Raw genomic sequence first — 15,593 nt, forward strand, 5'->3', positions numbered from 1 at the left:
GGCGGTGCGGCGGTCGGCATGCGACCGGGGTGGTCGGCGCTCCCGGCCGGCAGACGACCGCCGCGTGACGGGAGCGCGCTTGCCGGAGCACCCGCGCGTGCCGGGCGCCACGCGCGTGCCGTTCCGCCGGTTCAGTCCGCCTGTTCCCGGGCCTGCTGGGCCGCTGTGACGACCGTGCGCGCCTGGTGTTCCATCTGGTCGCGCAGCGGCACCCAGCGGGCGTGGAAGCGGCGGGCGAAGTTCTCGCTCCAGTACGCCACGAGTCGCTCCAGGCGCGGTGCCGCGCGGTCGTCGCCCTCGCGCAGCACCCGCAGCAGCATCGCCGCCGCCCGCAGCGGCAGCCGTCGCCCGAAGGCGTCCACACTGCCGACGTACGCCATCGTCGTGTCGGCCGGCGAGGTGCGCACCCAGTCCTCGGCCAGGCCCGGCACCAGGGCCAGCGTCCACCGGGCCGCCCGCAGCAGCGCACCCTCCTCACCCGCCAGCCGCGGCTGTGCCTCGGCGAGTACGTCCTCCACGAGCAGCGCGTCGCCGCGCAGCCGGTGCGCGAGCCGGCTCAGCGCGGCGGCCGGCGCCGGGTGCGGCGCCGGATCACCGACCAGGTCGCTCGCCCACATCGGCACCTCGACGATCGCGGTCAGCCCGCCGTAGCGGTGCGCGTGGTACCAGGTGCTGTGCCGGGCGTCGTCCGGCATGCTCGGGTACGCCGCGCCCGCGCCCGGCGCCGGCATCACGTGCACGCCCGGCCCCGAGGCGGGCCAGCCCGCCGCGTCCGAGGCGCCCGCCTCCACCGGTATGTGCAGCTCCGCCGCGGACTTCGCGAACGGCTCGGCGAGCCCGGGGATGTCCTTCGTCAGCTGCACCCAGGTGCCGCCCAGGTCGGTGCCGTGCAGAGTGACCTGCAGATAGGGGCGCACCTCGTCGATCACCCGCGTCAGCGCGCGGGTCTCGGGCGGCAGCCGGTCCGGCGGGAGCACGGACGGGGACCACTCGGGCTGCTCGTGCCCGGCGGGCCGGAAGAAGCCGAGGTGGTAGTCGAACAGGCTGCGCGGCGCCGGAGTGACGTGCAGGCTCGCCCCGTCGGGGTCCGCGCACAGCAGGAAGTGCCAGGAGACGCCGTCCCGCAGTGATCTGTCCTCCACGACCCGTTCGGCGAGGAAGCGCAGGGTGGCGCCGCCGGTCGGCTCGTTGGCGTGGGCGCCCGCGACGACCAGGACGGCGCGCCGGGCGTGGCCCACGGACAGCAGGTGCAGCGGCCGGCCCGCCCGGGAGACGCCCACCTGGCGCAGCGCGCACAGGCCGGGCCGCTCCGCGGCCAGCGCCCGTGCGGACGCCTCCAGTTCGGGAACACTGGGGTAGCGCAGCTCCGGCAGGAGACTCACCCCCGACTCGTCGTCCCGGCCTCGCCCTGGCAGTACCCCACGGACGCGTGCCCCTGTCAAGGAGCCGGGAGCGGCCGTGACGGCGCCCTCACGGATTCACTCCCGGACCCGTTCCAGCAGCACCACCGGCAGCTGCCCGAACAGCTCCGCCACGCGCGCGTGCCCCTCGTACGCCCGTTCCGGATCCAGCGTGTCCACCCACCGCCCGGGCGGCAGCGCCAGCACGGTCTCGCGCCAGCCGCCGGCCTGGGCCAGCCGCAGCGACAACCGGGTCACAGCCGTGATCACCTGACCCGAGCGGGCGAACGCCACGCAGTGGTCCGCCGCCGGCCCGTCCGCCGGCAGCGCCTCGTACGTCGCCGACGTGCCGAAGACCTCGGGCCGCCGCCGGCGCAGCCGCAGCGCGGCCGCGGTCACCGCGCCCTTGACACCCGGGTCGGCCGGCGGGAAGGACGCCGGCCGCCGGTTGTCGGGGTCGACCAGGGCCCGGTACTCCGCCTCGGTGCCCTGGTAGACGTCCGGGACGCCCGGCATGGTCAGCTGCACCAGGGCGGTGCCCAGCACGTTGGCCCGGATGTGCGCCGCGAGTTCCTCGCGGAAGGCGGCGACCCGCTCACCCGGCACCCCGCAGGGGCCCGCCGTCACGAACGCCGCCACCGCCTCCTCGTACGGCGGTTCCTGCTCGGTCCAGCTCGTGTACAGGCCCGCCTCCCGCACATGCTTCAGCAGCGCCTCCCGCACCCGCCCCGGGTCGGCCGGGCCGAGCCCGAACACCGTCTGCCAGGCCGCCCACGCCAGCTGCCCGTCCGGCACGCCCTCCTCCACGCGCGTGACGCCGTCGAGCAGCTCCACCCAGCGCTCCGGGCACTCGGTGAGCACAGCGAGGGCCGCGCGGACGTCCGCGCTGCGCTTGGTGTCGTGCGTGGAGACCACTGTCCCGGTCGCGGGCCAGTCCCGCTGCACGCGCGCGCAGTAGCCGTGGAAGTCCCGCGGGGACACCGCCGGGGCATCGGGTTCGCCGCCCACCTCGGTCGCCGACAGCAGCGGCACGTACCGGTAGAACGCCGTGTCCTCCACCGACTTGGCGCGCAGCGCGGACGCCGTCTGCGCGAACCGGGTGCGCAGTTCCACCTCGTCGGGCCCGTCGCTGTACCGCCCGAGCAGCAGGTCGCGCACGACGTCCACCGCGGCCGCCTCCTCGGGGACGAGGAACGCCTGCCGGGCCTGCGCGGCCGCCTCCTCGGTGATCACCCTCGCCGCGTCGTCCGTGGTGTACGGCCGGTACACCTCCAGCCGCACCAGCAGCTCCTGCAACGCCGTGCGCAGCGCCCACGGGGCGCGGTCGCGCAGCGCCGGGTCGGGCGAGCCGGCGCACACCCGGTGCGCGACCCGGGTGAGCCGGTCGACCTCGGTGGCCAGCTCGTGGGTGAGGACGCCGTAGGCCGCCCGGCGGGCCGTCGCGGCCCAGTCGCCGCCACGGTCGGTCTGCGGGGCCGCGAAGCGCCGGTAGGCCGCGGTGAGGTCGGCGGCGCCCGCCGGGTCCGCGAACAGGCCGTCGATGTGGCGCAGGGCGTCGTAGCCGGTGGTGCCGGCGACAGGCCAGGACGCCGGCAGGTGCTCGTCGTCGGCGAGGATCTTCTCCACGACCGTCCAGCGGCCCCCGCTCGCCTCGTGCAGCCGCCGCAGGTAGGCGCCGGGGTCGGCGAGACCGTCCGGGTGGTCGACGCGCAGCCCTTCGAGGACGCCCTCGCCGAGCAGCTGGAGGATCTTGCCGTGGGTGGCGTCGAAGACCTCCGGGTCCTCCACGCGCACTCCGATCAGCTCGGAGATGCTGAAGAACCGCCGGTAGTTCAGCTCGGTGCGGGCCAGCCGCCACCACACCGGGCGGTACCACTGGGCGTCCAGCAGCTGTGGCAGCGGCAGGTCCTCGGTGCCCTCGCGGAGCGGGAAGAGGTGGTCGTGGTAGCGCAGCAGATCGCCGTCGACGCGCAGGTCCGCGATCACGTCGCCCAGGGGGCCGCCCAGCACGGGCAGCAGCAGCTGCCCGCCCTGCGCCTCCCAGTCGATGTCGAACCAGCGCGCGTACGGCGACTTCGGCCCCTCCCGCAGGACCTCCCACAGGGCGCGGTTGTGGCGGGGGGCCATGGCCATGTGGTTCGGCACGATGTCCGCGATCAACCCGAGGCCGTGCTCCCGCGCGGTGCGGGCGAGGGCGCGCAGCCCCTCCTCGCCGCCCAGCTCGTCGCGTACGCGCGCGTGGTCCACCACGTCGTAGCCGTGCGCGGAGCCGGGCACCGCCTGCAGCACGGGTGACAGATGCAGGTGGGAGACGCCGAGCGAGGCCAGGTACGGCACGGCTGCCGCGGCGGCGGCGAACGGGAACGCGGGCTGCAGCTGCAGCCGGTAGGTGGCCGTCGGCACGGAAGGGGCGTTTCGCTCGGGTGTCATGGAAACGTACGTACCCGCCCCGCCGCCTTTCGTGTCACCGGCTCGTCCACCTGTACGCGCGCGTGGCCCGATACGGACCGCGGGGGCGGGCACCACGGGCACCATGGCGGCGGCCCGCACCGCCGATCGAGGCGCCCTTCCCGCGCGCCGCGCCCTTCCCGCGCGCGTGGCCGGCCGGCCCGGCCACGCGTCAGCGGTGTCAGACCGGTCGCCTCAGGACCGTCAGGCTGCGGTCGACCAAGGTCAGCTTCTCGCCCGCCTGTACCTTCGGGGCGGTGTCCGGCGGCACGCCCTCCGGCAGGGCGGTGTCGACGACGACCTGCCACTGGCGGCCGTGGTCGACCGGCACCACGAAGTCCAGCGGCTTCGGCGAGGCGTTGAACAGCAGCAGGAACGAGTCGTCCGTGATGCGCTCGCCGCGCGGCCCCGGCTCCGAGATCGCGTTGCCGTTGAGGAACACCGCGAGCGCCGAGGCCGTCGAGGACTCCCAGTCCCGCTGGGTCATCTCCCGGCCCTCGGGGGTGAACCAGGCGATGTCGGAGAGATCGTCGTGGGTGCCCTCGACGGGACGCCCGTGGAAGAAGCGGCGCCGCCGCAGGACCGGGTGGTCGCGGCGCAGCCACACCATCGCCCGCGTGAAGTCGAGCATCGGGTGCCCGCCGTCCTCGGGCCAGTGCACCCAGGACAGGTCGCTGTCCTGGCAGTACGCGTTGTTGTTGCCCTTCTGGGTGCGCGCGAACTCGTCCCCGTGGCTGATCATGGGCACACCCTGGGACAGCATGAGCGTGGCGATGAAGTTGCGCATCTGCCGCGCGCGCAGCCGCAGCACGTCCGCGTCGTCGGTCTCGCCCTCGGCCCCGCAGTTCCAGGACCGGTTGTGGCTCTCGCCGTCCCGGTTGTCCTCGCCGTTGGCCTGGTTGTGCTTGTCGTTGTACGACACCATGTCGTGCAGGGTGAAGCCGTCGTGGCAGGTCACGAAGTTGATCGAGGCCAGCGGCCGGCGCCCGTCGTCCTGGTAGAGGTCGGAGGACCCGGTCAGCCGGGAGGCGAACTCCGCCAGGGTGCGCGGCTCGCCCCGCCACAGATCACGGACGGTGTCGCGGTACTTGCCGTTCCACTCGGTCCACAGCGGCGGGAAGTTCCCCACCTGGTAGCCGCCCTCACCGACGTCCCACGGCTCGGCGATCAGCTTCACCTGGGAGACCACCGGGTCCTGCTGGACCAGGTCGAAGAAGGACGACAGCCGGTCCACCTCGTGGAACTGCCGGGCCAGGGTCGCCGCGAGATCGAAACGGAACCCGTCGACGTGCATGTCCGTCACCCAGTACCGCAGCGAGTCCATGATCAGCTGCAGCACGTGCGGGGACCGCATGAGCAGCGAGTTCCCGGTGCCGGTGGTGTCCATGTAGTAGCGCGGGTCGTCCGCGAGCCGGTAGTAGCGCGGGTTGTCGAGGCCCTTGAAGGACAGGGTCGGGCCCAGGTGGTTGCCCTCGGCGGTGTGGTTGTAGACGACATCGAGGATCACCTCGATCCCGGCCTCGTGCAGCGCGCGCACCGCCGACTTGAACTCCAGCACCTGCTGCCCGCGGTCGCCCCAGGAGGCGTAGGCGTTGTGCGGGGCGAAGAAGCCGATCGTGTTGTAGCCCCAGTAGTTGTTCAGCCCCATGTCGACCAGCCGGTGGTCGTTGACGAACTGGTGCACCGGCATCAGCTCCAGCGCGGTCACGCCCAGCTCCACCAGGTGATCGATGATCACGGGGTGCGCGAGGGCCGCGTAGGTGCCGCGCAGCTCCTCCGGCAGCCCGGGGTGCCGCATGGTCAGCCCCTTGACGTGGGCCTCGTAGATCACCGTGTGGTGGTACTCGGTGCGCGGCCGGCGGTCGTCGCCCCAGTCGAAGTACGGGTTGACCACCACCGACGTCATCGTGTGGGGCGCCGAGTCCAGGTCGTTGCGCTTGTCGGGGGCGTCGAAGTGGTAGCCGTACACCTCCTCGCCCCAGTTGATCGAGCCGCTGATCGCACGTGCGTACGGGTCCAGGAGCAGCTTCGCGGAGTTGCACCGCAGCCCGCGCTCGGGCGCGTACGGACCGTGCGCCCGGTAGCCGTAGCGCTGTCCGGGCATCACGCCGGGCACGTACGCGTGCCGCACGAACGCGTCGCTCTCGCGCAGCTCGATCGCCGTCTCTGAGCCGTCGTCGTGCAGCAGACACAGCTCTACTCGGTCCGCGGCCTCCGTGAAGACCGCGAAATTCGTTCCGGCGCCGTCATAGGTGGCGCCGAGTGGATACGCCTCGCCAGGCCAGACCTGCATGGATACGACTCTTTCAGGTGTATGGCGCCTGAGGGAGCGCCTTGCCAGCGAGTCTCCCGCAAACTGCGGGAACCACCTGTGACGTACGCCCTTTTTGCCGGACGAGCGGGATCAAACGTCGATTGTGCGCCAAATGGGGCGCGAGGGGGTGGTGGGATTGGTGGGGCGCCAGGTCGGCGATGGGGTCGACGAGGGTCAGGGGAACGTGCGTGCGATGTGACGGGGTGTCGGCCGGCGCTATGAATCCGCTCACTCCCTGCACACGGAGAGGCGGAACGGCCCCGGGAATCCGCGCAGTTGAGAAGTGACCGCGCTCATCGGGCTGCACCGCCGGGCGCTTGCGGAGTACCCTTCCTTGATCGTTGGGAGCGGGGAGTGCTCGGGGGAGCGGAAGGCGGTGCGCGGGTGGGCTCGGGAGAGCTGGAGCTACCCCCTGGTGACGAGGGTCCTGAGGGGAACTCCGCAGAGGTCCCGCCCGGAGCGGTGTCGCTGGCCAGGCCCATGCAGACGGGCGCCATCGGACCCGAGCTGGACTGGGACGCCGACGCCTGGCGCGAGGTGCGCACCCGCGCCCAGCGGGCCGGCCGGGCCTACATCTGGCTGAACCTCGTCGAACAGCGGCTGCGTGCCGTCGTGGCCGCCGTGCTGCGGCCCGTCTACGAGCCCGTCCACGGCGACGACTGGGTGGTCGCCGCCGCCGGACCCGCCGGACAGGAGTGGGTGCAGCGCGCCGCGGCCGTCCGCGAGGTCAGCCGCCGCAAGGGCTATCTGCTGGACCCCGCCGACGACAACGTCATCAGCTTCCTGACCCTGCCGCAGCTGCGGGAGCTGATGGTGCAGCACTGGCCGTGCTTCGAGCCGTACTTCGACGACCGCCGTGACGTCGAGCTCGCCCTGGACGAGCTGGAGGTGACCCGCAACGTCGTCTCCCGCAACCGCGCCCTGTCCGAGGCGGTCCTCGGCCAGGCCGAGCGGGCCTCCGCACGGCTGCTGGAGATGCTCGGCACGAGCGGCGACGTGCCCTCCGCGCGCCGGCTGCCCGTCGACGCCGTCGAGGACCTGGTCGGCGACCGGTACGCGGACGTCGTCGCCGTGCACCCCGACCGGGTGCGGCTGATGCGCCAGTTCCCGGCCGAGGACATCTTCGGCCAGGCCCGCCGGCTCGACGCCATCGGCATCGGCCTCAACCTGCTCGTGCAGAACTTCTCCGGCCGCCGCCTGGTGCGCCTCGCCGAGGCCGGCGCCCGGATCCGGCTGCTCTTCTTGAACCCGGCCTCCAGCGCCGTGAAGCGCCGCGAGCGGGAACTGGGCATGAAGCGGGGCGAGCTGAGCCGCGCGGTCGAGATGAACATCCTGCACATGCGCCGGGTCCGCGCCCGGCTGCGCGATCCCGGAGCCTTCGAGATCCAGGTCTACGACGACACCCCGCGCTTCACCGCCTACCTGGTCGACGGCGACGGCGCGGACGGCATCGCCGTCGTGCAGTCCTATCTGCGGCGGGCGCGGGGCATGGAGGCGCCCGTGCTGGTGCTGCGCGGCGGCAACCGGGTGGTGAAGTCGGAGGGCGTCGAGGACGGCGGGCTCTTCTCCACCTACCGCGAGGAGTTCGAGATGGCTTGGGCTGATTCGCGCCCCGTGTCCTGAAGTGTCCCTCCATCGGCGCCGGGTGAACGGGCCGCCGGTCGATTGTCAGTGGGCCGTGCGATGGTGGAGGCCACTGGGGGACAGCACCACCGAGAAGGGGGGCCGCCATGGCCTGGCACCGCGAGCTGCTCATCGGCTTCGACCTGGAGACCACCGGCACGGATCCGTGTGAGGCGCGCATCGTCACCGGCGCCGTCATCGAGGTCAGGGCCGGGCAGGTGCTCGGGCGGCGGGAATGGCTCGCGGACCCCGGCGTGGAGATCCCGGCGGACGCGGTGGCGGTGCACGGCATCAGCAACGAGCGCGCGGCGGCCGAGGGCCGGCCGGCCGACCAGGTCGCCGACGCGATCGCGGACGTCCTCGCCGGATACTGGAAGACGGGCGTCCCGGTCGTCGCCTACAACGCCGCCTTCGACCTCACGCTGCTCTCCGCCGAACTGCTGCGGCACGGCCTGCCGTCGCTGCGCGACCGGCTCGGCGGCCAGGCCCCGGCCCCCGTCGTCGACCCGTACACCATCGACCGCTGGGCCGACCGCTACCGCCGCGGCAAGCGCAACCTCGAAGCGGTCTGCGCGGAGTACGGCGTCCGGCTCGACGCTGCGCACGACGCCTGCGCCGACGCCCTGGCCGCGGCCCGCCTGGCCGGTGCGATAGCCGACCGCCACCCCAAGATCGCGGCCCTGGGCCCGGCGGAACTGCACCACCGCCAGGTCGAGTGGTACGCGGAGTGGGCGGCGGACTTCCAGGCGTTCCTGCGCCGCAAGGGGGAGGCGGACGCGGTGGTGGACGGCAGATGGCCGGTGCGGGAGGTGGCGGGCGAACGGGTGTGACCGCCCCCGCCCCCGCCGTCGGCCCCGCCCTCGCCGGGTGAGGGAGCGTCGACGACCGGCAGACCGAGTGATGTGCCGTCAGCTTCCGGCGAGCGTCGAAGCCGGGCGGGCGAGCCCTGCGTCCGGCGGTGCGCCGGCTGTCGCGTTCGGCGGCTCATGGTCTGCGGCGTTCGATGGTGCGTCGGCTGTCGCGCACGGCGGTCCATCGGTCGTCGCGTTCGGTGGGGTGTCTGCGGTCACCGGGGTCGCGCGATGCCGCCGCTCGACCGCCTGCCCCCAGTACGTCCCCGCGACCATCAGCGCCGCGCCGAGTCCCGTGAGCGCCGTGAGGTGTTCGCCGCCGAGCGCGACGCCCACCACCGCGGCCCACACGGGCTCCGTGCCCAGCAGCAGGCTGGCCCGGCTGGCGGAGGTGCGCTGCACCGCCCAGGTCTGCGCGAGGAAGGCGAACACGCTGCAGAACAGGGCGAGGTAGAGCAGCTGGGTCCAGGTGGCGGCCGGGGCGTGGACCAGGCCCGGCAGTCCGGCGGCGGTCACGGGGAGGAACAGCGCCGTGCCGACGGCCGTCTGCACGGTCGTCAGATGCAGCGGACGTACGGCCCGGCGTGCGGTGAGCCGCCCGACGAGAGCCACGTGCACCGCCCGCACCCCGGCGGCAGCCAGCATCAACAGGTCGCCGAGACGGGGCGCGTGGAAACCGTTGCCGGACATCAGCAACCCGACGGCGAGCACGCACACGCCGGCGGCGGCGTAGAAGGAGCCGGGCAGACCGCCCGGGTGGCCGGAGCGGTCGAGGAGGGGGGTGAGGACGATGGTCAGGCTGATGATCAACCCGGCGTTGGCGGCCGTGGTGTGGGCGACGCCGTAGGTCTCCACCACCAGCACCGCGGCCTGGGTGACGCCGAGCGGCAGCCCGGCACGCCACTCGGCCCGACGCGGTCGCAGTGCGCCGCGGCGCCCGGAGACCAGGACGAGGCAGGCCAGGCACGCCAGGAAGGAGAGCGCATAGCGAGCGAAGAGGACGGACAGGACGGGCAGCGCGGTCGTGGCCGTCTGGGCGGAGAGATAACTGGAGCCCCAGACGAGTGCGACCAGGAGGAGTACCGCATCGGTACGGCGGGCGTCGGACACCCGCCCACCGTGCACCGAAGACGACCCTGAAGCCCACCACCAGCTTCTTCAACGATCTTTTAGCAGTCCTACACCATGCCTCTACACTGCGGGAATGGACGAACGGCAGCTGCGGATCCTGCGGGAGCTGGGGGAACTGGGGAGCGTCAGCGCGGTCGCCGAGGCGCTGCTGGTGACCCCGTCGGCGATCTCCCAGCAGCTGCGGCTGCTGCAGCGCACGATGCCGGTGCCGCTGACCGAGCGGCAGGGCCGGCGGCTCGTGCTCACCGACGCCGGGCAGGCGCTGGCGGCCGCGGCCGTCGACGTGGAGACGGCGCTGGCGCGGGCCCGGCACGCCGTGCAGGACTTCGTGGGGCAGGGCGACGCGGAGGTGTCGGTGGCCGCGTTCCACAGCGCGGGCTCCGCCTTCTTCCCGCTGCTGCTGCGCGCCCTCGCCGCTCCCGGCGACCCCCGGCTCGCGCTCGCCGACGAGGACGTGCCACAGGAGGACTTCCCCCGGCTGACCCGCCTCTACGACCTGGTGCTCGCCCACCGTCTGGACCACGCCCCGCCCTGGCCGGGCACGGTCGCCGCGACGACGCTGCTGCGCGAGCCGCTCGACGTGGCGCTGCCCGCCGGGCACCCGCTCGCCGGCAAACGGCGGCTGAGTCCTCGGGACGTGGCCGACGAACCGTGGATCACCGTGCACGACGGCTTCCCGGTCCTGGCGGTCATCGACGCGATCGCCGCGGCAGCGGGGCGCCGGCCGCACCTCGCGCACCGCATCAACGAGTTCGCGGTGGTCGCCGAGGCCGTCGCCGCCGGGGGCGGCATCGCGCTGCTGCCGCGCTGGACCGTGCGCCCGCATCCCGACCTGGTGCTGCGACCGCTCAGCGGGGTGCGGGCCAGCCGCCACATCGATGTGCTGTGCCGCCCGGAACGCACGGCGAGAGCGGCCGTCCGCACGGTCGTGGCCGAACTCCGGCGCGCATCACGGACCATCCGGCAGCGTGATCCGGTGACTCTCTAGGAGTGGGCGGGCGGAGGCCGAAGCGCCCCGGCCGCCCGGCTCTCCACGGCGCGCTCAGAAGGGGAACCAGCGCACCGTCGTGTCGCCCTCGCGCAGTGACGTCACCCGGCGGCGGAACTCGGCGAGTGCCTTGGGGTTGCTCGGCGCGTGCTGGGCGACCCAGGCGCAGCTGGCCGTCTCCCGTGCGCCGCGCAGCACCGCGCAGCCGTTCCATTCGCGCACGTCCCAGCCGTAGGCGGCGGTGAAGGAGTCGTACGCCTCGGCGGCCAGGCCGTAGCGGTCGCGGGAGAGGGACATGACGACGAGGTCGTGCTCGCGCAGGTCGGCGGAGAAGGTCTCCAGGTCGACCAGGACCGGGCCGTCGGGCCCGATGTGGACGTTGCGGGGGAGGGCGTCGCCGTGGATCGGGCCGGGCGGAAGGTGCGGGGTGAGCGCGGCCGCCGCCGCGGCGAAGCCGTCGCGCCGCTCGCGCAGATACGCCGCGTCGGCCGGGTCGATCGCGTCGCCCGCGAGCCGCAGCCAGCGCTCCACCCCGCCCAGCAGTTCCCGGCGCGGCAACGCGAAGGAGGGCGCGGGCAGGGCGTGCACGATCCGCAGCAGTGCGGCCAGGTCGCGGGGCTCGGCGGGCCGTACGGCGTCCGGCAGCCGGTGCCACACGGTGACCGGGTGCCCCTCGACCAGCAGCGGCTCCGGTTCGGCCGCGCGGACGGCCGGGACGCCGGCGTCGTCGAGCCACAGCGCGATGTCCAGTTCGCGGCGGGCGCGGTCCAGCAGTTCGGCGTCCCGGCCCACCTTGACGACCAGGTCGGCGCAGGCGAACACCGCGTTCTCGCCCAGGGCGAGCAGCCGCGCGTCCCCGGCCTGCGGCAGCACCTTCGCCGCGGCCAGTACCTCCCGCGCCCGCGCCTCGTCCATCGTCCGCCTCCGTGTCGCGTTCCCGAACCGTGTGTGCGTCAGTCTCGCATTCTCTGATTCCGTGACGGCAGTGGCGTAGGTGACGCGGCCGGCCCCGCGCTCCCCCCTCGGCGGCGGCTCCGACACCCTGCCCGGCTTCTTCGGCGGCCGGTACGCGATTTGCCGCTCGGCTTCTCCTGCCGTCAGCAGATCGCCCGGCAGGCGCCGAAGGAAAAGACTTGGACGAGACGTCTCGTCTCGTACTAGGGTGCTGCCCATGACCAGTCGCGCCCACATCGCCATGTTCTCCATCGCCGCCCACGGCCATGTGAACCCCAGCCTCGAGGTGATCCGGGAGCTCGTCGCGCGCGGGCACCGGGTCACGTACGCCATCCCGCCGGTCTTCGCGGACCTGGTCGCCGAGACCGGCGCCGAACCCAGACTCTGGAACTCCACCCTGCCCTCACCCGACGACGACCCGTCGGCGTGGGGCGACACCCTGCTGGACAACGTCGAACCGTTCCTGAACGACGCCATCCAGGCCCTGCCCCAGCTGATCGAGGCCTACCGTGGCGACGAACCCGACCTGGTGCTGCACGACATCACGTCCTACCCGGCCCGGGTCCTCGCCCACCGCTGGGGCGTCCCCGCCGTCTCCCTGTCACCCAACCTCGTCGCCTGGGAAGGCTACGAGGAGGAGGTGGGCGAGCCGATGTGGGCGGAGCCCAGGAAGACGCCACGCGGCCGGGCGTACTACGCCCGCTTCCACGCCTGGCTGGAGGAGAACGGCATCACGCAGCACCCCGACGACTTCACCGGCCGGCCCGCCCGCTCCCTGGTGCTGATCCCGAAGGCGCTGCAGCCGCACGCCGACCGGGTCGACGAGCGGGTGTACACCTTCGTCGGCGCGTGCCAGAGCGACCGCAGCGCACAGGGCACCTGGCAGCGGCCCGAAGGCGCCGAGAAGGTGGTGCTGGTGTCGCTGGGCTCCGCCTTCACCCGGCAGCCCGCGTTCTACCGGGAGTGCGTGCGCGCCTTCGGTGACCTGTCCGGCTGGCACACGGTGCTGCAGATCGGCAAGCACGTCGACCCCGCCGAGCTGGGCGCCGTACCGCAGAACGTGGAAGTCCGGGACTGGGTGCCGCAGTTGGCGGTCCTGAAGGAGGCCGACCTGTTCGTCACCCATGCCGGGGCCGGCGGCAGCCAGGAGGGGCTGGCCACCGGTACGCCGATGATCGCCGTACCGCAGGCGGTGGACCAGTTCGGCAACGCCGAGATGCTTGAGCAGCTCGGTGTGGCACGGCGGTTGGCGACCGAGGAGGCGACCGCGCAGGCGCTGCGCGAGACCGCGCTCGCGCTGCTCGGCGACGCGGAGGTGGCCCGGCGGCTGAAGGAGATCCAGGCCGGCATGGCCGAGGAGGGCGGCACCCTGCGGGCGGCCGACCTGATCGAGGCCGAGCTCTCCGCGCGCGGCCACTGAGCGACGACGGGGAGGCGGCTCGCCGGTCACGCCACCGCCCGGCACGCCGTACGCGGTGGGCCGCCCGGCACGCCGTACGGGAGTCAGGCCCCGCCCGTCACGCCGTACGCGGGCCAGGGCCGCCCGGCACGCCGTGCATGTGCGAGGGCCCGCCGGTCATCGGGTGACGACCGGCGGGCCCTCGTACTGCCGTGAGGTGTCACACCCGCAGCGGCTCGCCCTCGCCCCGCGCCGGTTCGGCCGCGATGGCCTCCGGCGCCTCGTCGTGGGTCAGGTCAGGGAGCCGGTGCAGCCACTTCGGCAGGTACCAGTTGCGCTCGCCCAGCAGTGCCATCACCGCCGGCAGCAGCACGCCCCGGATGACGGTCGCGTCGATGAGGACCGCGGCCGCCAGGCCGACGCCCATCTGCTTCATCGACTGCATCGACAGCGTGCCGAAGATCGCGAAGACGGCGACCATGATGACCGCGGCGCTGGTGACGACGCCGGCCGTGGTGACCACGCCGTGGGTGATCGCGTCCTTCGTCGTCCGGCCGCGCAGCCGCGCTTCGCGGATCCGGGAGACGACGAACACGTGGTAGTCCATCGACAGCCCGAAGAGGATCACGAACAGGAACAGCGGCAGCCAGGTGACGATCGCGCCGACGCCCTCCGCGCCGACCAGGGACGCGCCCCAGCCGTGCTGGAACACCGCGACGAGGATGCCGTAGGCCGCGCCCACCGACAGCAGGTTCAGCAGGATCGACGTGATCGCGACGGTCAGCGAGCGGAACGACAGCAGCATCAGCGCGAAGGCGAACACCACCACGAAGGCGAAGACCGGCACGACCGAGCCGACCAGCTGGTCGTTGAAGTCGTGCGAGCCCGCGACCTGACCGGTGATCGGCGCCTCGACGCCCGCGACCTTGCCGAGCGTCGCCGGGCGCACGTCGTCGCGCAGCGTCTCCAGGCTGGCACCCGCCTTGTCCTGGTCGGAGCCGCCGACCAGCGGGACGAAGACGAAGGCGACGTTCTGCTTCTCGTGGACCCTGATGTCGACCGGGCCGCGCGAGGCGCCCGAGGAGATCGCCCGGTCACGGAAGTCGGCGAGTGCCGCCTTCACCTCGGGGGCGTCGATGTCCCTGGCCTTCACGACCACCTGGGCCGGCTCCGAGCCGCCCGGGAAGGCGTCGTTGACCCGGTTGTAGGTCTGCACGATGGGCAGCGAGTCACCGAACTCCTGGTCCAGGGTGAGCTGTTGCGTCTTCATGCCGAGCGCGGGCGCCGCCACTGCCAGCAGCGCGCCGAGCGCGACCACCACGGACACCGCGGGCCGGGCCAGGACGCCCTTGAGGACGGCCGACCAGAACCGGCTCTCCCCGTTGCCCGTGCGCCGGCGACGGCCCAGGAACGGCAGCCGGCCCTTGTCGACACGCTCGCCCAGCAGCGACAGCAGCGCCGGCAGCACGGTCACCGAGCCGACCATGGCGACGGCCACCACCATCAGCGAGGCCAGCCCCATCCCCTCGAACGTGGCGAGCCCGGTGAACAGCATGCCAGCCATGGCCACGCACACCGTCACACCCGAGACCACGATCGCCCGGCCACTGGTCGCGGCGGCGATCCTGAGGGCCGTGCGCGGGTCCCGTCCGGCCGCCCGCTCCTCACGCTCGCGGCGCAGGTAGAACAGGCAGTAGTCCACGCCGACCGCCATACCGACCAGCAGCATCACGGAGTTGGCGGTGTCGCTCATCGGCTGCAGATGGCTGACGATGCCCATCAGGCCCATCGTCGCCATGATCGCGGTGATCGCCAGTGCCACCGGCAGCAGCGCCGCCACCAGCGCGCCGAAGGCGATGAGCAGGATGCCGAGCGCCACCGGCACCGCCGAGTACTCGGCCTTCTTGAAGTCGTCCCCGAAGGCGTCGCTGAACGTCTTCCGCATGCTCGCGCTGCCGATCTCCTCGATCCGCAGCGTGCCGGCGTGCTCCTTCTGCACCCCCTCGACGGCCTTCAGCACCGGCTCCACCCGGTCGCCCGCGGTCTCCGCGTCACCGCGCATGTCGAACTGCACCAGCGCGCTGTGCCGGTCCCTGGAGATCGTGTGCGTGGTGTACGGCGACGTCACGCCCGTGACCTGCCCCGTGCCGTCGACGGCCTTGACGACGGCGTCGACCGCGGACCTGAACTCCGCGTCGGCGGCCGTCAGCCGGCCGTCCTTCGCCTGGACGAGGACGGTCTCGCTCGCGGGCTCCTTGATCCCGGCATCCTTGATGATCTGCGCCGCGGTGTGCGTCTCGCCCTTGAGCTGGTCGCTGTCGTCGACGTCGACGCGGCCCGCCGCGGACCCCAGCCCCATCGCCAGGACGACGAACAGCACCCAGATGCCGACCGCCGCCCACCGGTGCCGGGCGCTCCAGCCGCCCGCCCGGGCGGCGAACCCCCGCACCCGCGATTCTCCTCTGTCCATGACGGGCCTGCCCCC

The 15,593-nt window shown here is 73.2% G+C and carries 9 protein-coding genes and 1 pseudogene; 4 read left to right on the forward strand and 6 right to left on the reverse strand.

The genetic code is table 11. The features are described from left to right. Nucleotides 1-131 precede the first annotated feature (131 nt). The 3 genes from ACZ64A_RS01230 to glgX form a co-directional block, all read right to left on the reverse strand. Nucleotides 132-1,382, reverse strand: a complete 1,251-nt coding sequence (locus ACZ64A_RS01230) for a M14 family zinc carboxypeptidase (RefSeq protein ID WP_469807421.1) — start codon at nucleotides 1,380-1,382, stop codon at nucleotides 132-134. A gap of 96 nt (nucleotides 1,383-1,478) precedes the next feature. Beyond that, complete coding sequence (treY, locus tag ACZ64A_RS01235) at nucleotides 1,479-3,830, reverse strand: malto-oligosyltrehalose synthase (protein WP_469807422.1); 2,352 nt, start codon at nucleotides 3,828-3,830, stop codon at nucleotides 1,479-1,481. 199 nt (nucleotides 3,831-4,029) lie between these two features. Next, nucleotides 4,030-6,141, reverse strand: a complete 2,112-nt coding sequence (gene glgX / locus ACZ64A_RS01240) for a glycogen debranching protein GlgX (protein WP_469807423.1) — start codon at nucleotides 6,139-6,141, stop codon at nucleotides 4,030-4,032. Nucleotides 6,142-6,516: 375 nt separating this feature from the next. On the opposite strand from glgX, the gene ACZ64A_RS01245 reads away from it, so the two are divergent. After that, a complete protein-coding gene (locus tag ACZ64A_RS01245; RefSeq protein ID WP_469807425.1) occupies nucleotides 6,517-7,785 on the forward strand; it encodes an SAV2148 family HEPN domain-containing protein in 1,269 nt (422 codons plus the stop codon). 107 nt (nucleotides 7,786-7,892) lie between these two features. Further along, complete coding sequence (locus ACZ64A_RS01250; protein WP_469807426.1) at nucleotides 7,893-8,615, forward strand: exonuclease domain-containing protein; 723 nt, start codon at nucleotides 7,893-7,895, stop codon at nucleotides 8,613-8,615. A 78-nt stretch (nucleotides 8,616-8,693) separates the two neighbouring features. Here the strand turns inward: ACZ64A_RS01250 and ACZ64A_RS01255 are convergent, their stop codons facing one another. After that, on the reverse strand, nucleotides 8,694-9,746 hold the full coding sequence (locus ACZ64A_RS01255) for a DMT family transporter (protein ID WP_469807428.1): 1,053 nt from the start codon (nucleotides 9,744-9,746) through the stop codon (nucleotides 8,694-8,696). A 94-nt stretch (nucleotides 9,747-9,840) separates the two neighbouring features. Here ACZ64A_RS01255 and ACZ64A_RS01260 point away from each other — a divergent pair, with 94 nt between their 5' ends. After that, a complete protein-coding gene (locus ACZ64A_RS01260; RefSeq protein WP_469807430.1) occupies nucleotides 9,841-10,755 on the forward strand; it encodes a LysR family transcriptional regulator in 915 nt (304 codons plus the stop codon). 54 nt (nucleotides 10,756-10,809) lie between these two features. Here the strand turns inward: ACZ64A_RS01260 and ACZ64A_RS01265 are convergent, their stop codons facing one another. Beyond that, nucleotides 10,810-11,670: a phosphotransferase enzyme family protein gene (locus ACZ64A_RS01265; protein ID WP_469807431.1), complete on the reverse strand. Its 861-nt coding sequence runs from the start codon at nucleotides 11,668-11,670 to the stop codon at nucleotides 10,810-10,812. A 176-nt stretch (nucleotides 11,671-11,846) separates the two neighbouring features. Between ACZ64A_RS01265 and mgt the strand changes: the two are divergent. After that, nucleotides 11,847-13,129: pseudogene (mgt, locus tag ACZ64A_RS01270) on the forward strand (macrolide-inactivating glycosyltransferase). A 199-nt stretch (nucleotides 13,130-13,328) separates the two neighbouring features. On the opposite strand, the gene ACZ64A_RS01275 reads toward mgt, so the two are convergent. Continuing rightward, nucleotides 13,329-15,578 (reverse strand): MMPL family transporter, encoded by a 2,250-nt coding sequence (locus ACZ64A_RS01275; protein ID WP_469807433.1) that lies wholly within the window; start codon nucleotides 15,576-15,578, stop codon nucleotides 13,329-13,331. Nucleotides 15,579-15,593: the final 15 nt, after the last annotated feature.

It is taken from the genome of Streptomyces sp. NPDC104814 (assembly GCF_055583185.1).